Source organism: Crenobacter luteus, from assembly GCF_004345725.1.
In the GTDB taxonomy this organism is placed as follows: domain Bacteria; phylum Pseudomonadota; class Gammaproteobacteria; order Burkholderiales; family Chromobacteriaceae; genus Crenobacter; species Crenobacter luteus.
Genome location: NZ_SLXG01000016.1, coordinates 50,859 through 67,181, shown reverse-complemented (window position 1 = coordinate 67,181; position 16,323 = coordinate 50,859). Strand labels below are relative to the sequence as shown.

The following is a 16,323-nucleotide window of genomic DNA, read 5'->3' as shown; positions in this document are numbered from 1 at the left end:
CTGCTCTTCCGTGAACCGCTTCTTCAAGTCCGTTCTCCTCGTATAAAACGAACTTTACTAAGTTTCAGGTGGCCCTGTTTAGGGGGAGCAGGTCACGGCCAACGTTTGCGGCGGGTCAACGTGCGGCGCACGACTCGATGCGGCCCGAGCCGGTATAATCGCTCCATTGTCCCCATTGCCCGGCCGCGATCATGACCGAACTGAAGAACGACACCTTCCTGCGCGCGCTGCTCAAGCAGCCCGTCGACTACACCCCGATCTGGATGATGCGCCAGGCCGGCCGCTACCTGCCGGAATACCGCGCCACGCGCGCGCGCGCCGGCAGCTTCATGGGTCTGTGCACCAGCCCGGATTACGCGACCGAGGTGACGCTGCAGCCCTTGGACCGCTTCCCGCTCGACGCGGCGATCCTGTTCTCCGACATCCTGACCGTGCCCGACGCGATGGGCCTCGGCCTCTACTTCGCCGAGGGCGAGGGGCCGAAGTTCGAGCGCCCGCTGCGCGACGAGGCGGCGATCAAGGCGCTGGCGGTGCCGGCGCTCGACTCGCTGCGCTACGTGTTCGACGCGGTGTCGTCGATCCGCCGTGCGCTTAACGGCCGCGTGCCGCTGATCGGCTTCTCCGGCAGCCCGTTCACGCTCGCCTGCTACATGATCGAGGGCGGCGGCTCGGCCGACTTCCGCCACGTCAAGGCGATGCTGTACAGCCGCCCGGAGCTCATGCACCACATCCTCGACGTCAACGCGCAGACCGTCACCGACTACCTGAACGCGCAGATCGACGCCGGCGCGCAGGCGGTGCAGATCTTCGACACCTGGGGCGGCGCGCTGACGCACGCGGCCTACCGCGAATTCTCGCTCGCCTACATGCAGAAGATCGTCGCCGGCCTCAAGCGCGAGGCCGACGGCCGCCGCGTGCCGGTGATCGTGTTCACCAAGGGCGGCGGCCAGTGGCTCGAGGATATCGCCGCGATCGGCGCCGACTGCGTCGGCCTCGACTGGACCACCGACATCGGCCTGGCGCGCGCGCGCGTCGGCGACCAGGTCGCGCTGCAGGGCAACCTCGACCCGAACGCGCTGTTCGCCGAACCGGCGGCGATCGAGCGCGAAGTCGCGCGCATCCTCGCCGCCTACGGCGCCGGCAGCGGCCACGTGTTCAACCTCGGCCACGGCATCTCGCAGTTCGTCGACCCGGCGCATGCCGGTGTGCTGGTCGAGGCGGTGCATCGCCTGTCGCGCCCGTACCACATGGCATAAACGGACGCGTCGCGCGCGAAGGCAAGCCGCTCGGGCTTGCCTTTTTTTCGCGGTGCGGGCGGGCTTGACACGGCGAACGACGTTTGATCTTCAAGTTATGCACAGCCCGACGCTTGCCCGGAATGCCTTGTCAAGCCCGGTGCGCCGACTTTTTGCGATTGCGACAAGTCTTTGAAAAATAAAGGTTTTAACATTTGATTAATTTTTGTGCAAACCAGCAAAAGCCGCGCCCGGAGCGGCTTTCTGTCTCCGGGTGAGCGCTTGTCCACAAAGTTATCCACATGTTCTGTGCACAGCCCGCGCCAAGCCTTGCGCCATGCGGCTTTGCCGGCCCGGAGGCGATAATGTCGAACGAATGGCGGGTCGAGGTCGCGCTCGACGTGCCGCTGCCGGGCACCTTCACCTATCTGGCCGATTCGCCCTTGCCGGCCGGCACGCGCGTGGCGGTTCCCTTCGGTTCCCGGCGGCTGGCCGGCGTGGTGCTCGGTCCCGGCGCGCAAGAGGGCGATGCGGACAAGCTCAAGCGGGTCGACGCGGTGCTCGACGAGTTGCCGCCGTTGCCGTCCGACTGGCTGGAGCTGGTGCGCTTTGTCGCCGGCTACTACCACGCGCCGATCGGGCAGGTCGTGGCGACCGCGCTGCCGACCGCGCTGCGCGACGCGGCGCCGGTGCGGCTGGCCGACGCGCGGCCATGGCGGCTGTCGGCGGCCGGAAGCTTGGCCGAGCCGCCGGCCGCGCGCGCCAAGGCGCAGCGCGCCTTGTGGCTGGCGCTGGTCGAGGGGCCGCTGACGCGCGAGGCGGCGCGCGCGCTCGCCGGGCAGGCCAGCCGGCTCTTGGCCGACTGGGAGGCCGCCGGCTGGCTCGAGCGCGTCGACGTCGACTGGCGCGGCGCGCCGGTCGCGGCGGGGCCCGAGCTGACGGCGGCGCAGGCCGACGCGCTGGCGCAGATCGGCGCGCGCGAAGGCTTTTCCGCCTGGCTGCTGTTCGGCGTCACCGGCAGCGGCAAGACCGAGGTCTATCTGAGGCTGATCGAGAAAACCTTGGCCGAGGGCCGGCAGGCGCTGGTGCTGATTCCCGAAATCAACCTGACGCCGCAGCTCTTGTCGCGCTTCGCCGCGCGTTTCCCGGCGACGCCGCTCGCCGCGCTGCATAGCGGGTTGTCCGACGGCGAGCGCCTGAGCGCGTGGGCCGACGCCTGGCGGGGCCGGGCGGGCATCGTGATCGGCACGCGGCTGGCGGTGTTCACGCCGCTGGCGCGGCTCGGCATCGTGATCGTCGACGAGGAGCACGACGGCTCGTTCAAGCAGCAGGACGGCGTGCGCTACCACGCGCGCGACCTGGCGGTGTGGCGCGCGCACCGCGCCGGCGTGCCGGTGGTGCTGGGGTCCGCGACGCCCAGCCTCGAGACGCTCTACAAGGTCGAGAGCGGCCGCTACCGGCTGCTGCGACTCGCCGAGCGCGCGCACGCGTCGGCTAGGCTGCCGGCGGTGCGCGTGCTCGACGTGCGGCGGCAGAAGTTGGCCGAGGGGCTGTCGGAGGCCGCGGTCGAGACGCTGCGCGCGGCGAAGCGGCGCGGCGAGCTGAGCCTGGTGTTCATCAACCGGCGCGGCTTCTCGCCGGTGATCGCCTGCGGCGATTGCGGCTGGAGCTCGGGCTGCCGCCACTGCCACGCCAAGATGGTGCTGCATCTGAAGGAGCGGCGGTTGCGCTGCCACCATTGCGGCGCCATCGAGCCGGTGCCGCACGCCTGCCCCGACTGCGGCAACGTCGACCTCTCGCCGGTCGGCCACGGCACGCAGCGCATCGAGGACGCGCTGGCGCGGCTGGTGCCGGGCGCGCGCGTGTTGCGCATCGACCGCGACTCGACCGGCCGCAAGGACGCCTGGGACGCGATCTACCGCCGGGTGCACGGCGGCGAGGTCGACATCCTCGTCGGCACGCAGATGCTCGCCAAGGGCCACGACTTTCCGGCGCTGTCGCGGGTGATCGTCGTCAACGCCGACGCCGGGCTCTACTCGGCCGACTACCGCGCGACCGAGCGCCTGTTCGCGGTGCTGACGCAGGTCGCCGGCCGCGCCGGCCGCGCCGACTCGCCGGGCGAGGTGCTGGTGCAGACGCAGTGGCCGGATCACCCGCTGTTCGCCGCGCTGATCGCGCACGACACGCTGGGCTACGCCAAGACCTTGTTGGCCGAGCGCGGCAGCGCCGCCTTGCCGCCGATCACTTGCCAGGCCATCCTGCGCGCCGACGCACCCGACATCGTCGACGCCAACGCCTTTCTCGAGGCGGTGCGCGACGCGCTGGTGCCGCCCCGCGGCGTGTCCGTGCTCGGCCCGGTGCCGGCGCTGATGGCGCGGCTCGCGGGGCGCGAGCGCGCGCAGCTGATCGTCGAGGCGCCGCAGCGCGCGCCGCTGCACGCCTTCCTCGACGCGTGGCGGCCCGACCTTGAGGCGGCGGCCAGGCGCGCCGGCCGCGCCTTGCGCTGGTCGCTCGACGTCGACCCGCAGGAGTTGTGAGCGGCGCATCGCCGCTGTCCGGTCGGCGCATCGCGCGTCGGCCCCGTCATAAGGAAAACCGGATGACCCGCTGGATCGCCCATTTCGCCGTCGCGGCGCTCTCGCTGCCGGCCGTCGCCGCGCCGCTCGCCGCCGGCGACTACGCGCTGTGGCTGGCGCCCGTCGACGGCGGCGCGCCGCTGCTCGAGCACCGCGCCGACGCGGCGATGAACCCGGCCTCGACGATGAAGCTCGTCACGAGCTGGGCGGCCTTGCAGACGCTCGGCCCCAACTATCGCTGGCGGACGCGCTTCGTCAGCGCCGCACCGATAGAGAGCGGCGTGCTCAAGGGCGACCTCGCGTGGATAGGCGGCGGCGAGCCGCGCTTTCGCGACGGCGACCTGATCGCGATGCTGCGCGAACTGCGGCGGCGCGGCGTGCGCGAGATCGCCGGCAACCTGGTGCTCGACGGCTCGACGTTCAGCCGCGTCGCGCCGGCCGCCGACTTCAACGGCGACGCCGAGCGGGTGTTCACCATCCCGCCCGACGCGCACCTGACCAACCTCAAGGTCGCCTGGCTGCAGTTCTTCCACGACGGTGCCGGGCCGCGCGCCGCGCTCGACCCGGCCTTGCCCGGCGTGACGCTCGACGCGCGGCTCGTCGACGGCGGCGAGCTGCCTTGCGGCGACGTGCGCGGCCACGTCGCGATCCGCCACGACGACGCGCGCGTCGAGGTGACGGGCAGGCTGCCGCGCGGCTGCGACGGCGCGCAGACCTATCTGAACCTCTTGTCGGCGCGCGACTTTGCCGGGCAAAGCTTTGCGGCGCTGTGGCGCGAGCTCGGCGGCGCCGGCCCGCGCGCGACGGTGTCGGGTGCGGCGCCGGCCGGCGCGGCGGTGTTGGCCGAACGCGAGTCGGCGCCGCTGACGGCGGTGCTCGCCGACGTCAACAAGCACAGCAACAACACGATGGCGCGCGCCGTCTACCTGACGCTGGGGCGGGGGCCGGGCGACACGCCGGCCAACGCCGAGCGCGCGGTGCGGCAAAGCCTGGCCGAAGCCGGCATCGCCGACGAGGCGCTGGTGCTCGAGAACGGCTCCGGCCTGTCGCGTCGCGAGCGCGTCAGCGCGCGGCTGTTGGGCGAGGTGCTGCGTCACGCCGCGCGCGGGCCGTGGTACGCCGAGTTCGCCGCCAGCCTGCCGATCGCCGGCGAGGACGGTACGCTGCAAAAGCGCCTGAAGGACTGGGGGCCGCGGCTGCGGCTCAAGACCGGCACGCTGGCCGACGCGCGCGCGCTGGCCGGCTATTACCAGGCCGGCGACGGCCGCCGCTACGCGCTGGTCGCCCTCGTCAACGGCCAGAGCGCGGCATCCAGCAACGGCGCGATCGACGCGCTGGTCGCCGAGGCGCTCGCGCGGCTGCCGCGCTGACCGTGGCGCAACGGCCCGATATAATGCCTCGTCGAATCCGAAAGGTCCGTCCATGAAACCCGTCAAGATGTACACCACCCTCGTCTGCCCGTACTGCCAGATGGCCAAGCGCCTGCTGACGCAGAAGGGCGTGGCCGAGATCGAGGAGATCCGCGTCGACCTCGACCCCGAGATCCGCCAGGCGATGATGGCGCTGACCGGCCGTCGCACCGTGCCGCAGATCTTCATCGGCGACACCCACGTCGGCGGCTTCGACGACTTGTCGGCGCTGAACCAGGCCGGCAAGCTCGACCCGCTCTTGGCCGACTGAACGGCCACCCTTTCTAGCCGGGCGCCGCTGTGCGATGATGCCCGACACCTTATTCCAACGACGCCCCGCGTGCCGCGGGGGTTTTTTGCGAGACGTCAAGCATGAGCGATCAACAAGAAGTGCAGCCGGTATTTTCCATCGAGAAGATCTACGTCAAGGACCTGTCGCTCGAGGTGCCGCACGCGCCGCAGATCTTCCTCGAGCAGGCCGCCCCCAACATCGACATGCAGCTGTCGTCCGAAGGGCGGCAGGTCGAGGAGGGCTTCGTCGAGGTCACGCTGACCGTGACCGTGACCGCCAAGCTCGACGACGGCAAGACGATGTTCCTCGCCGAAGTCGCGCAGGCCGGCATCTTCCAGATCCGCAACGTGCCCGACGAAGACGTCGAGCCGATCATCGGCGTCGCCTGCCCGAACATCCTGTTCCCGTACGCGCGCGAAACCGTGTCCAACCTGGTGAACCGCGCCGGCTTCCCGCCGGTGCTGCTCGCGCCGATCAACTTCGAGTCGCTGTACCTGCAGCAGCGCGCCGAAGCCGAAACCGCGCAGGCCTGAGCATGACGGCGCGCGCCTGGCTGTTGGCGACCCTGGCGGGGCTGTTCAGCCTGTCGGCCGGGGCGCTGGAATTCCGCTCGGTGAAGGAAACCGGGGTGGCGCTCTACGAGGCGCCGGCGCTGTCGGCGAAGAAGTTGTTCGTCGTCAGCCGCTACTACCCGGTCGAGGTGTTGTCGACGCAGAAGGAGTGGGCGCGCGTGCGCGACGCGACCGGCGGCGTCGCCTGGATGCCGGCGGCGGCGCTGTCCAATCAGCGCTGGCTGCTGGTCGTCGCCGAGCGCGCCGAGGTGAGGGCGGGCGCCGCCGCCGACGCGGCGGTGCGCTTCGCGGTGCCGCGCGACGGCGTGCTCGAGCTCGTCGAGCCGCCCCGGGCCGGCTGGGTCAGGGTGAGGCATCGCGACGGCGCGGAAGGCTACGCGCGCATCGACGACCTGTGGGGGCTGTGAGATGAAGATCGCGGTACTGGGAGCCGGCGCCTGGGGCACGGCGCTCGCACTCGCCTACGCGGCCGAGCACGACGTCACGCTGTGGGCGCGCAACGCCGAACAGGTCGACGCGATGCGGGCGGCGCGCGAGAACGCGCGTTACCTGCCGGGCGTCGCGCTGCCGGCGTCGCTCGCGCTGACGGCCGACCTCGCGGGCGCGGTGGCCGGCGCCGAACTCTTGCTGGTGGTCACGCCGATCGCCGGGCTGCGGCCGACGCTCAGGGCGCTCGCCGCGCTCGGCCAACCGCTGCCGCCGCTGTTGTGGGCGTGCAAGGGCTTCGAGGCCGGCTCGAGCCTGCTGCCGCACCAGGTGGTCGCCGAGGAGCTGCCCGCGCTGCCCGCCGCGGGCGCGCTGTCCGGGCCGAGCTTCGCGCTCGAGGTCGCGCAGGGGCTGCCCTGCGCGGTCACGCTCGCGTCCGAGGACGCCGCCTTCGCGCGCCGTACCGCGCTGGCGCTGAACAGCACCCGTCTGCGGCTGTACGCCAACGACGATCTGGTCGGCGTCGAGGTCGGCGGCGCGGTGAAGAACGTGATGGCGATCGCCACCGGCGTCGCCGACGGCCTCGGCTTCGGCATGAACGCGCGCGCGGCGCTGATCACGCGCGGCCTGGCCGAGATCAGCCGCCTTGCGGTCGCGCTCGGCGCCAGTCCGCAGACGATGATGGGGCTGGCCGGCATGGGCGACCTGATCCTGACCTGTACCGGCACGCTGTCGCGCAACCGTCAGGTCGGGCTGAAGCTGGCCGAGGGCAAGTCGCTGCCGGTGATCCTCGAGGAGCTCGGCCACGTCGCCGAGGGCGTGCCGACCGCGCGCGAGGTGCTGACCATGGCCGAGCGGCTCGAGGTCGACATGCCGATCACGGCGGCGGTGTGCGCGCTGCTCTACCACGGCGCCAGCCCGCAGCAGGTGGTCGGCGACCTGATGGGCCGGGCACCCAAGTCGGAGGCGGGCGAGCGGCTCGCCTGACGAGGGGAGGGCCGAACGAAACGGGCTGCCGCTGGCAGCCCGTTTCTTTTGTCGCGGCGCTCAGGCCGGCAGCGCCGGGAACAGCCGCGACATCGCGGCCTCGCAGGCGAGCCAGTCGAAGTGGTCGTCGACGTCGGCCAGCCGCTCGGCGTGGACGACGTGGTCGTCGCCGTCGCCGACGATCAGCGCCGGTGCGGTAAAGCCGGACAGCGGGTGGTCGGCGATCAGCACGCCGTAGCGGCGGTGGAAGTCGCGCCCGCGCAGCGTCGAGAGCAGCGTGACGCCGGGCAGGCCGTGCTCGCGCCGTACGCGCGCCAGCGCGAACGGCGAGTCGATGGTGACGACGATGCGGGCAAGGCTCGGCCAACGTTCGAGCCGCGCGAGCGTTGCGCGCAGCAGCGCCATGCCGCCGTGCCGTTCCTCGTCGAGCGACAAGAGCGTGATCAGCGTCTTGGGTTGGCCGAGGAAGGCCTCGAGCGACACGTCGTTCAGCGTCTCGTCGACCAGCATGAAGCTCGGCATCCAGTCCCCGGGGCGCGGAAAGTCGCCGTCGACGCGCAGCCTGTCCTCGCCCACCTGCAGTCGGAAGCCGTCCATGTCTTTCCCCTTTCGGTGATGGTGTTTCTCATCGTGGCCGAGCATGGCGGAAAAACAAGAAAAAACCGCACGGGATGTGCGGTCGTCTCGGGTGGGGTGGGTCTCAGGGGTAGAACCACAGCAGGCTGTAGCCCTGCGGCTTGAGCTTGCCGGTGTCGAGCTTCATCGTCACCTTGACCTCGCCGTTGCCGGGCAGGTAGCCCGCCTTGAAATCGTCCGGCTTCAGGTAGTCGGAGGCGGCGAAGTTGCGCCTGACCAGCACCTGGTCGTCGTCGTCCTTCAGCGTCAGCTCCATCGCCGGGAAGGCTTGCGGGTAGGGCGCGTGGTTCTTCAGCGTCGCCGACACCTGGACCAGATGGGCGTGCTCGGGCACGAAGGACAGTTCCGACCATTCGGTGCGGATCGCCTCGGCGTCGCCGGGCAGCGGCACGCTGCAGCCCAGGGGGCGGCAGGCCGCCTCGAGCGTCGGGCGCAGCTCGGGCACCTCGGCGGCGATGCGGGTGCGGTTGAAGTAGACCAGTTGGCCGAGCAGCAGCAACAGCGCGAGCAGCGACAGCAGCGCGAAGATCAGCGTCATCAGCAGCGCGCGGCTGGGGCCGGGCTCGTCGTCTTCCTCCGCGTCGTCGTCGCGTGCGGCGGCCGGCTCGGGCGCGGCGAGGGGGAGGGGCGCTTCCGGCGCCTCGGCCGGTTCGGGGTGCTCGGGGTGCTCGGCCGCGGAGGCGGTCTCGACGGGGGCGCGGCGCTCGTCGCCGGCGTCGGCCAGGGTCTCGATGCGGGTGGCGCTCGGCTCGCGGCGGCCGCCGTTCATCGCCTCCTTGAGCGCGCGCTCGAACACGTCGAGGTCGTCGTTCCGCTCGCCGGCCTCGGAGGCCGCGTCGGCGGGGGCAGCCATCGCGGTGGGCTCGACCGGCGGTGGCGCCGGCTCGGGCGCTGCGTCGTCCGGCGCGACACCGGGTGGCAGGATGGGGTCGAAGTCGGGCAGCTCGAGCTCGAAGTCGTCGGCAGCGCTCGCCGGCGGGGCCGGCGGCGGCGTCTGGCCTTCGAGGTGTTCACGCGCGTTGAACACGTGCGCGCAGCGCCCGCAGCGGACCATGCCCTCGGCGGCCGCCAGCTGGGCGTCGGTCACCTTGAAACGGGTCTGGCAGCTCGGGCACTGGGTAGCGTGGTTCATACGGTCGCGCGTCGGGTTCCGGTGAGTCGGGTCCAGCCTTCGTCGAAGACCGGCGGGTCCATGTCGAACCAGGCCGAGTAGATGCCGGACAGTTCGGCGGCCTGGTCGGCGAGGATGCCGGACAGCACGATCTTGCCGCCGGGCTTGACGTGACCGGCCAGCAGTTCGCCCAGGAGCCGCAAGGGGTTGGCGAGGATGTTGGCGAGCACGACGTCGGCCTGGATCGCCGGCGCGTCGTCGGGCAGGAAGAACTCGGCGACCACGCCGTTCTGCGCGGCGTTGTCGCGGCTGGACTTGACCGCCTGCGGGTCGATGTCGACGCCGACGGCGCTGGCGGCGCCGAGCTTGAGCGCGGCGATCGCGAGGATGCCGGAGCCGCAGCCGTAGTCGAACACCGTCTCGCCGCCCTGGATGTGCGCGTCCAGCCACTGCAGGCACAGCCGCGTGGTCGGGTGGCTGCCGGTGCCGAAGGCGAGGCCCGGGTCGAGCTGCAGGTTCACCGCCTGCGGGTTGGGCGCCTCGTGCCAGGTCGGCGTGATCCACAGCCGGTCGGAGATGCGGATCGGGTCGAACTGGCTCTGCGTCAGCCGCACCCAGTCCTGCTCTTCGACCGTTTCGAGCGTGAACGCCGGCGTCGGCGCGCCGGCGGCCAGCGCCGCCAGCGCGATCAGCGCGCCGACGTCGGCGTCGTCGGCGAACAGCGCGAGGATGCGGCTCTTCTGCCACAGCTTGTCGACCGGCTCGCCCGGCTCGCCGAAGATCGGTTCTTCCTGCTCGGTGCCGGCCCACGCATCCTCGATGGCGGCCGACAGCGCGCCGGCCTCCATCAGCGCGTCGGCGAGCGCCTCGGCGACGCGGCTGTCGGTATCGATACTGGCCTGTTGCCAAGCCATCACACGTCTCCCTTCTTCAGCTGCGACAGGCGTTCTTCCAGATAGTGGATGGTGGTGCCGCCCTTCTGGAAGGCGCCGTCCATGAACAGCTCCTGGTGCAGCGGGATATTGGTCTTGATGCCGGTGATCGCCATCTCCGACAGCGCGACGCGCATGCGCGCCATCGCCTGGTCGCGGGTGTCGCCGTAGGAAATCAGCTTGCCGACCATCGAATCATAGTGCGGCGGTACGGTGTAGCCCTGATAGATGTGCGAGTCGATACGGATGCCGGGGCCGCCGGCCGGGTGGTAGCTCTCGATCTTGCCCGGGCTCGGCACGAAGGTGAACGGGTCCTCGGCGTTGATGCGGCACTCCATCGCGTGGCCGCGCAGCACCACGTCGTCCTGGGTGTAGCGCAGCTTCTCGCCGGCGGCGATGCGGATCTGCTCCTGCACGATGTCGATGCCGGTGATCATCTCGGTCACCGGGTGCTCGACCTGCACGCGGGTGTTCATCTCGATGAAGTAGAACTCGCCGTTCTCGAACAGGAATTCGAAGGTGCCGGCGCCGCGGTAGCCGATGCGGCGGCACGCGGCCGCGCACGCTTCGCCGATCTTCTTGCGCTGCGCGTCGGTGATGCCGGGCGCCGGCGCTTCCTCGATGATCTTCTGGTGGCGGCGCTGCATCGAGCAGTCGCGTTCGCCCAGGTAGATCGCGTTGCCGTACTCGTCGGCCAGCACCTGGATCTCGATGTGGCGCGGGTGTTCGAGGAACTTCTCCATGTACACGGTCGGGTTGCCGAACGCCGCGGCCGCCTCGGTGCGGGTCATGTTGACCGAGTTGATCAGCGCCGCCTCGGTGTGCACCACGCGCATGCCGCGACCGCCGCCGCCGCCGGCGGCCTTGATGATGACCGGGAAGCCGATCTTCTTGGCGATCTTGACAATCTGCGCCGGGTCGTCCGGCAGCGCGCCGTCGGAACCGGGCACGCACGGCACGCCGGCGGCGATCATCGCGTCCTTGGCGGCGACCTTGTCGCCCATCTGGCGGATGGTGTCGCCGCGCGGGCCGATGAACACGAAGCCGGACTGCTCGACGCGGTCGGCGAAGTCGGCGTTTTCGGACAGGAAGCCGTAGCCCGGGTGGATGGCCTGAGAGTCGGTCACCTCGGCGGCCGAGATGATGGCCGGCACGTGCAGGTAGCTCTTGATCGACGGTGCCGGGCCGATGCAGACCGATTCGTCGGCCAGTTTGACGTACTTGGCTTCGCGGTCGGCCTCGGAATGGACGACCACGGTCTTGATGCCCATTTCGCGGCAGGCGCGCTGGATGCGCAGCGCGATTTCGCCACGGTTCGCAATAAGGATTTTTTCAAACATGGAGGGTCTCCCCGACAAAACCGCCGAGGCCGCAGCGGGCGGCCACGCGTTTTGACTTTGTCGCAGCGCCGCCTGGCCGGCGGCGGGGTATTTTCAAGCACGGCACGCGCCCGTCGGGCGCGTACGACAAGGGGTGAGGAACGAAGCCGGCACCGGAAGCCAACCTCATGCCTCACCCCTTGTCAGCGCCGCCTCATTCGATGACGAACAGCGGCTCGCCGAATTCGACCGGCTGGCCGTCCTCGACCAGGATGGCTTTCACCACGCCGGCGCGGTCGGCTTCGATCTCGTTCATCAGCTTCATCGCCTCGATGATGCACAGCGTGTCGCCGGCGTTGACCGACTGGCCGATCTCGATGAAGGCCTTCGCGCCCGGGCTCGGGCTGCGGTAGAAGGTGCCGACCATCGGCGACTTCAGGGTGTTCTTGTCGTTGTGCGCCGACGCGGCGGCCTCGACCGGCGCGGCGGCTGCGGCCGGGGCGGCCGCCGGTGCGGAGGCCGGCAGCTGCACGGAGGTGGGCTGCGGAATGTAGCTGACCTGGGCGTTGGCCGAGACGCGGGTAATGCGGACTTTCTCTTCGCCCTCGGTGACCTCGAGCTCGGCGATGCCGGACTCTTCGACGAGGTCGATCAGTTTTTTCAGTTTGCGCAGATCCATGGTTGTCCTTCGGATAGGTCTCTGATTTGTCGGTTCAGGCCTTGGCGGCCAGCACGCGCAGCGCGTGGGCGAGCGCCAGCTCGTAGCCGTGGGCGCCCAGGCCGCAGATCACGCCGACCGCCACGTCGGAAAAGTAGGAGTGGTGGCGGAACGGTTCGCGCGCGTGCACGTTGGAAAGGTGAACCTCGATAAAGGGAAGCTTGACCCCGGAGAGCGCGTCGCGCACGGCGACGCTGGTGTGGGTGAAGGCGGCCGGGTTGATGATCACGAACTCGGTGCCGTCGTCCAGCGCCGCGTGGATGCGGTCGATCAGCTCGTGCTCGGCGTTGCTTTGCAGCGCTTCGAGCTCGAAGCCGGCGGACTTGGCCTGCGATGCGAGGCGACGATTGATGTCGTCCAGCGTGTCCCGCCCGTAGTGTTGCGGCTCGCGAACGCCGAGCAGATTCAGGTTCGGGCCGTGCAGCACCAAGATTTTCCGGGTCATAAACGGCGATGTGGTCGTTAATATGGGCGCGAGTTTGCCGCAAATGGCTGCAAGATGTCTAGCTTTTGCGGAAATTAAACCGGAGCGCCGCCAGTTGGGGAGAGGGCGGCGTGGCAAAATGGAGTCAGCGCTCTAGCATGCACGCCCGCTGCCGCCTTGGCAAGCGTCATTCGGCCGCGTCGGCGCGACCTGCCGCGGGGCTCGGGGTATAATGGGCCGATTCCGCATCCAGATTTTGCCATGCAGCTTTCCGATTTCGATTACCACCTGCCCGAACACCTGATCGCCCAGCACCCGCCGGCCGAGCGTGGCGCCAGCCGCCTCTTGCTGGTCGACGGCCCGCGTCTCGAAGACAGCGTCTTTGCCTCTTTCGCCGAGCAGGTTAGCGCCGGCGACGTGCTGGTGTTCAACGATACGCGCGTGATCAAGGCGCGCCTGTTCGGCGAAAAAGCCTCGGGCGGCAAGGTCGAGGCGCTCGTCGAGCGCGTGCTCGACGAACACACCGTGCTCGCCCACGTGCGCGCCAGCAAGTCGCCCAAGCCGGGCGGTCGCATCGTCTTCGCCGGGCGCTGGGAGGCCGAGATGGTCGAGCGCGTCGGCGAACTGTTCAAGCTGCGCTTTTTGGCCGCCGACAACGTATTCGACATCCTCGACGCGTCCGGCAAGTTGCCGCTGCCGCCGTATATCGAGCGCGACACCGACGCCGACGACGACGCCCGCTACCAGACCGTCTACGCGCGCGAGCAGGGTGCCGTCGCCGCGCCGACCGCCGGCCTGCACTTCACCGACGCGATGTTGGCCGAGCTTGAGGCGCGCGGCGTGACGCTCGCCTACGTGACGCTGCACGTCGGCGCCGGCACCTTCCAGCCGGTGCGGGTCGACAACATCTTGGAACACAAGATGCACAGCGAGATCTACGAGATCCCGGCGGCGACCGTCGAGGCGATCGCCCACGCGAAAGCGAACGGCGGCCGCGTGATGGCGATCGGCACCACCAGCATGCGCGCGCTCGAATCGGCGGCGCAGGGCGGCGCGCTCGTCGCCGGGCGCGGCGAGACCGACATCTTCATCACGCCGGGTTTCCGCTTCCAGGTGGTCGACCGGCTGCTGACCAACTTCCACCTGCCGAAGTCGACGCTGATGATGCTGGTGTCGGCCTTCGCCGGCTACGAGCACATCCGCGCCGCCTACGCGCACGCGGTCGAGCGGGAATACCGCTTCTTCAGCTACGGCGACGCGATGCTGCTCGAGCGCGAAAAGGACACGCAAGCATGAGCGGACTGAACCCGAACACCCCGATGCCGACCGAACTGCAATTGCACGCGCAGTCTAAGGTGCTCGAGATCGCCTTCGACGACAGTGCGCGCTTCGAGCTGCCGTGCGAATACCTGCGCGTCTACTCGCCGTCGGCCGAGGTGCGCGGTCACGGCGTCGGCCAGGCGGTGCTGCAGGTCGGCAAGCGCGACGTGAACATCAGCGCGATCGAACCGGTCGGCCACTACGCGGTCAAGCTGGTGTTCACCGACGGGCACGACTCCGGCCTCTATAGCTGGAGCTATCTCTATGAACTGGGCGCCAGGCGCGAACAGTACTGGCAGGACTATCTGAACCGCCTGGCCGCGGCCGGCGCAGCGAGGGATTGAGGCATGAGCGAACAACAGACCCACTTCGGCTTCAAGAACGTCGCCGAATCGGAAAAGGCGCAGAAGGTCGCCGAGGTGTTCCACTCGGTGGCGCAGAAGTACGACGTGATGAACGACCTGATGTCGGGCGGCCTGCACCGCGTGTGGAAGCACTTCACGCTGAACACCGCCGGTGTGAAGCCGGGCGACAAGGTGCTCGACATCGCCGGCGGCACCGGCGACTTGTCGCGCGGCTGGCACAAGCGCGTCGGCAAGACCGGCGAGGTGTGGCTGACCGACATCAACAGCTCGATGCTGACCGTCGGCCGCGACCGCCTGCTCGACGAGGGCATCGTGCTGCCGGTGTCGCTGGCCGACGCCGAGAAGCTGCCGTTCCCGGACAACTACTTCGACCTGGTGTCGGTCGCCTTCGGCCTGCGCAACATGACGCACAAGGACGCGGCGCTCAAGGAAATGCACCGCGTGCTCAGGCCCGGCGGCAAGCTGTTGGTGCTGGAGTTCTCCAAGGTATGGAAGCCGCTGTCGCCGTTCTACGATATCTACTCGTTCAAGGCGCTGCCGATCATGGGCAAGCTGGTCGCCGGCGACGCCGAAAGCTACCAGTACCTCGCCGAATCGATCCGCATGCACCCGGACCAGGAAACGCTGAAGCAGATGATGGTCGAGGCGGGCTTCGGCAAGGTCGACTACCACAACCTGTCGGCCGGCGTCGTCGCGCTGCACAAGGGCTACAAGTTCTGAGTCGGCGCGTCGCGCCGCAAGCGGAGGGGAGATGGACGGTATCCAGCATTTCGGCGCTTTCGTCGCCGCCAGCGTCATGCTGAATCTGATCCCGGGGCCGGACACGCTGTTCATCGTCGGCCAGAGTGTCGCGCGCGGTCGCCGCGCCGGCGTGCTGTCGGCGCTCGGCATCGGCGCCGGCGCGCTGTCGCACACCGCGCTGGCCGCCGCCGGCCTGTCGGCGGTGCTGGCGACCTCGGCGCTGGCGTTCGAGGCGGTCAAGCTCGCCGGCGCCTTGTACCTCGTGTGGCTCGGCGTGCAAAGCTTCCGGGCCGGCCGTGCGACGTCGGCCGGGCCGGCCGAGGCGGTCGCGCTCTCGAGCGCCGCGCTGTTCCGCCAGGCGTGGCTGACCAACCTGCTCAACCCCAAGGTCGCGCTGTTCTTCCTCGCCTTTTTGCCGCAGTTCGTCGCGCCCGGCGCCGGCGGTGCGCCCTTCGTGCTGCTCGGGCTGACCTTCGTCGCCACCGGCACGCTGTGGGGCCTCGCGCTGGCGCTGAGCGCCGCGCGGCTGGGCGCGCTGCTGCGCGGCGGCGCGGCGTCGGCCTGGCTCAACCGCGCCTGTGGTGCGCTGTTCGTCGGCCTGGGCGTTCAACTGTTGCTGTCGCGTTCGCACGCGGCGTAAGGACCGATCCGTCATGCGCATCACCATCGCCGTGTTCAACCACCTGATCAACCAGCACCCGGCGCTGCGCGCCGAGCTGGCGCACCGCGCCGGCCGCCGCGTCGCGGTGCGCCTGCCGCCGTTGGCGGTCGAGGGCGTGATCACCGACGAGGGCTGGCTGGCCGCCTGCGAGGGCGAGCCGGAGGCGACCGTGCGCCTCAAGCCCGGCGCGGCGCTCTCGACGCTGACCGGTCGCGAGCCGGCGCTGTCCGACGTGCTCCTGGAGGGCGACGCCGAGCTGGCCGGCCACGTCGCACGCGTGATCGCGCGGATGAAGTGGGACGCCGCCGAGGACGCGTCGCGGCTGGTCGGCGACGCCGCCGCGCACCGGCTCGAGGGCGTGGTCAAAAGCGCGCTCGGCCTCAAGGGCGCCGTCGGCTGGCGGCTGGCCGAGAACTGGTTCGAGCACCTGCGCGAGGAAGCGCCGCTGCTGGCGAAAAAACACGACGTGAACCGTTTCGTCGCCGCGGTCGACACGCTGCGCGACGACGTCGAGCGCTGCGACAAACGCCTCGCGCGGCTCGAGGCGGCCCTCTCCCCATCCCGCGACGCCCGCGACGAGCAGGGCGGTTGATCCTTAC

Annotated in this window: 18 protein-coding genes; 12 read left to right on the top strand and 6 right to left on the bottom strand. The window is 70.0% G+C overall.

Going from position 1 to position 16,323, the window contains the following annotated elements; translation table 11 throughout:
* Positions 1–191 precede the first annotated feature (191 nt).
* From hemE to EV683_RS10355, 7 genes are all read left to right on the top strand, one after another.
* A complete protein-coding gene (gene hemE, locus EV683_RS10385) occupies positions 192–1,256 on the top strand; it encodes a uroporphyrinogen decarboxylase (RefSeq protein WP_131862736.1) in 1,065 nt (354 codons plus the stop codon).
* A 344-nt stretch (positions 1,257–1,600) separates the two neighbouring features.
* Positions 1,601–3,772, top strand: a complete 2,172-nt coding sequence (locus EV683_RS10380; protein ID WP_131862735.1) for a primosomal protein N' — start codon at positions 1,601–1,603, stop codon at positions 3,770–3,772.
* A 62-nt stretch (positions 3,773–3,834) separates the two neighbouring features.
* A complete protein-coding gene (gene dacB / locus EV683_RS10375; RefSeq protein WP_131862734.1) occupies positions 3,835–5,181 on the top strand; it encodes a D-alanyl-D-alanine carboxypeptidase/D-alanyl-D-alanine endopeptidase in 1,347 nt (448 codons plus the stop codon).
* Between the two features lie 52 nt (positions 5,182–5,233).
* The gene (gene grxC, locus EV683_RS10370) at positions 5,234–5,491 is read left to right on the top strand and encodes a glutaredoxin 3 (RefSeq protein ID WP_066613474.1); all 258 of its coding nucleotides are present in this window, start codon (positions 5,234–5,236) and stop codon (positions 5,489–5,491) included.
* A 101-nt stretch (positions 5,492–5,592) separates the two neighbouring features.
* Positions 5,593–6,045, top strand: coding sequence for a protein-export chaperone SecB (gene secB, locus EV683_RS10365; RefSeq protein WP_066613471.1), 453 nt, complete (start codon positions 5,593–5,595; stop codon positions 6,043–6,045).
* Positions 6,046–6,047: 2 nt separating this feature from the next.
* Positions 6,048–6,491, top strand: coding sequence for an SH3 domain-containing protein (locus EV683_RS10360; protein ID WP_131862733.1), 444 nt, complete (start codon positions 6,048–6,050; stop codon positions 6,489–6,491).
* Between the two features lies 1 nt (position 6,492).
* A complete protein-coding gene (locus EV683_RS10355) occupies positions 6,493–7,497 on the top strand; it encodes an NAD(P)H-dependent glycerol-3-phosphate dehydrogenase (protein ID WP_131862732.1) in 1,005 nt (334 codons plus the stop codon).
* Between the two features lie 60 nt (positions 7,498–7,557).
* On the opposite strand, the gene EV683_RS10350 is transcribed toward EV683_RS10355, so the two are convergent.
* From EV683_RS10350 to aroQ, 6 genes are all read right to left on the bottom strand, one after another.
* The gene (locus tag EV683_RS10350; RefSeq protein WP_131862731.1) at positions 7,558–8,094 is read right to left on the bottom strand and encodes a thioredoxin domain-containing protein; all 537 of its coding nucleotides are present in this window, start codon (positions 8,092–8,094) and stop codon (positions 7,558–7,560) included.
* Between the two features lie 103 nt (positions 8,095–8,197).
* On the bottom strand, positions 8,198–9,265 hold the full coding sequence (locus EV683_RS10345) for a DUF3426 domain-containing protein (protein WP_131862730.1): 1,068 nt from the start codon (positions 9,263–9,265) through the stop codon (positions 8,198–8,200).
* Positions 9,262–10,158, bottom strand: a complete 897-nt coding sequence (gene prmA / locus EV683_RS10340; RefSeq protein ID WP_066613452.1) for a 50S ribosomal protein L11 methyltransferase — start codon at positions 10,156–10,158, stop codon at positions 9,262–9,264. Before prmA ends, EV683_RS10345 begins: the two co-directional genes overlap by 4 nt.
* Positions 10,158–11,516, bottom strand: coding sequence for an acetyl-CoA carboxylase biotin carboxylase subunit (accC, locus tag EV683_RS10335; protein ID WP_131862729.1), 1,359 nt, complete (start codon positions 11,514–11,516; stop codon positions 10,158–10,160). Before accC ends, prmA begins: the two co-directional genes overlap by 1 nt.
* A gap of 193 nt (positions 11,517–11,709) precedes the next feature.
* Positions 11,710–12,174 (bottom strand): acetyl-CoA carboxylase biotin carboxyl carrier protein, encoded by a 465-nt coding sequence (gene accB / locus EV683_RS10330; RefSeq protein ID WP_131862728.1) that lies wholly within the window; start codon positions 12,172–12,174, stop codon positions 11,710–11,712.
* Between the two features lie 34 nt (positions 12,175–12,208).
* Positions 12,209–12,658: a type II 3-dehydroquinate dehydratase gene (gene aroQ, locus EV683_RS10325; RefSeq protein ID WP_066613445.1), complete on the bottom strand. Its 450-nt coding sequence runs from the start codon at positions 12,656–12,658 to the stop codon at positions 12,209–12,211.
* Between the two features lie 240 nt (positions 12,659–12,898).
* On the opposite strand from aroQ, the gene queA reads away from it, so the two are divergent.
* Genes queA through EV683_RS10300 form a run of 5 tightly spaced genes read left to right on the top strand, consistent with a single transcriptional unit; the run spans position 12,899 to position 16,316 of the window.
* Positions 12,899–13,933: a tRNA preQ1(34) S-adenosylmethionine ribosyltransferase-isomerase QueA gene (gene queA, locus EV683_RS10320; protein ID WP_131862727.1), complete on the top strand. Its 1,035-nt coding sequence runs from the start codon at positions 12,899–12,901 to the stop codon at positions 13,931–13,933.
* Entirely contained in the window at positions 13,930–14,301 is a 372-nt protein-coding gene (locus EV683_RS10315; RefSeq protein WP_131862726.1) for a gamma-butyrobetaine hydroxylase family protein, read from the top strand. Before queA ends, EV683_RS10315 begins: the two co-directional genes overlap by 4 nt.
* Positions 14,302–14,304: 3 nt before the next feature.
* Positions 14,305–15,042 (top strand): bifunctional demethylmenaquinone methyltransferase/2-methoxy-6-polyprenyl-1,4-benzoquinol methylase UbiE, encoded by a 738-nt coding sequence (ubiE, locus tag EV683_RS10310; protein ID WP_131862725.1) that lies wholly within the window; start codon positions 14,305–14,307, stop codon positions 15,040–15,042.
* A 31-nt stretch (positions 15,043–15,073) separates the two neighbouring features.
* Complete coding sequence (locus EV683_RS10305) at positions 15,074–15,703, top strand: LysE family translocator (RefSeq protein WP_131862724.1); 630 nt, start codon at positions 15,074–15,076, stop codon at positions 15,701–15,703.
* Positions 15,704–15,716: 13 nt separating this feature from the next.
* A complete protein-coding gene (locus EV683_RS10300) occupies positions 15,717–16,316 on the top strand; it encodes a ubiquinone biosynthesis accessory factor UbiJ (RefSeq protein ID WP_066613433.1) in 600 nt (199 codons plus the stop codon).
* Positions 16,317–16,323 lie beyond the last annotated feature (7 nt).

Excerpts from the sequence above, each read along its gene's own strand:
- EV683_RS10360 (WP_131862733.1), top strand. The coding sequence starts at position 6,048 with ATGACGGCGCGCGCCTGGCTGTTGGCGACCCTGGCGGGGCTGTTCAGC.
- EV683_RS10305 (WP_131862724.1), top strand. The coding sequence starts at position 15,074 with ATGGACGGTATCCAGCATTTCGGCGCTTTCGTCGCCGCCAGCGTCATG.
- EV683_RS10380 (WP_131862735.1), top strand. The coding sequence starts at position 1,601 with ATGTCGAACGAATGGCGGGTCGAGGTCGCGCTCGACGTGCCGCTGCCG.
- EV683_RS10355 (WP_131862732.1), top strand. The coding sequence starts at position 6,493 with ATGAAGATCGCGGTACTGGGAGCCGGCGCCTGGGGCACGGCGCTCGCA.
- aroQ (WP_066613445.1), bottom strand. The coding sequence starts at position 12,658 with ATGACCCGGAAAATCTTGGTGCTGCACGGCCCGAACCTGAATCTGCTC.
- secB (WP_066613471.1), top strand. The coding sequence starts at position 5,593 with ATGAGCGATCAACAAGAAGTGCAGCCGGTATTTTCCATCGAGAAGATC.
- queA (WP_131862727.1), top strand. The coding sequence starts at position 12,899 with ATGCAGCTTTCCGATTTCGATTACCACCTGCCCGAACACCTGATCGCC.
- accC (WP_131862729.1), bottom strand. The coding sequence starts at position 11,516 with ATGTTTGAAAAAATCCTTATTGCGAACCGTGGCGAAATCGCGCTGCGC.
- EV683_RS10345 (WP_131862730.1), bottom strand. The coding sequence starts at position 9,265 with ATGAACCACGCTACCCAGTGCCCGAGCTGCCAGACCCGTTTCAAGGTG.
- prmA (WP_066613452.1), bottom strand. The coding sequence starts at position 10,158 with ATGGCTTGGCAACAGGCCAGTATCGATACCGACAGCCGCGTCGCCGAG.
- hemE (WP_131862736.1), top strand. The coding sequence starts at position 192 with ATGACCGAACTGAAGAACGACACCTTCCTGCGCGCGCTGCTCAAGCAG.
- EV683_RS10350 (WP_131862731.1), bottom strand. The coding sequence starts at position 8,094 with ATGGACGGCTTCCGACTGCAGGTGGGCGAGGACAGGCTGCGCGTCGAC.
- EV683_RS10315 (WP_131862726.1), top strand. The coding sequence starts at position 13,930 with ATGAGCGGACTGAACCCGAACACCCCGATGCCGACCGAACTGCAATTG.
- EV683_RS10300 (WP_066613433.1), top strand. The coding sequence starts at position 15,717 with ATGCGCATCACCATCGCCGTGTTCAACCACCTGATCAACCAGCACCCG.
- accB (WP_131862728.1), bottom strand. The coding sequence starts at position 12,174 with ATGGATCTGCGCAAACTGAAAAAACTGATCGACCTCGTCGAAGAGTCC.
- grxC (WP_066613474.1), top strand. The coding sequence starts at position 5,234 with ATGAAACCCGTCAAGATGTACACCACCCTCGTCTGCCCGTACTGCCAG.
- ubiE (WP_131862725.1), top strand. The coding sequence starts at position 14,305 with ATGAGCGAACAACAGACCCACTTCGGCTTCAAGAACGTCGCCGAATCG.
- dacB (WP_131862734.1), top strand. The coding sequence starts at position 3,835 with ATGACCCGCTGGATCGCCCATTTCGCCGTCGCGGCGCTCTCGCTGCCG.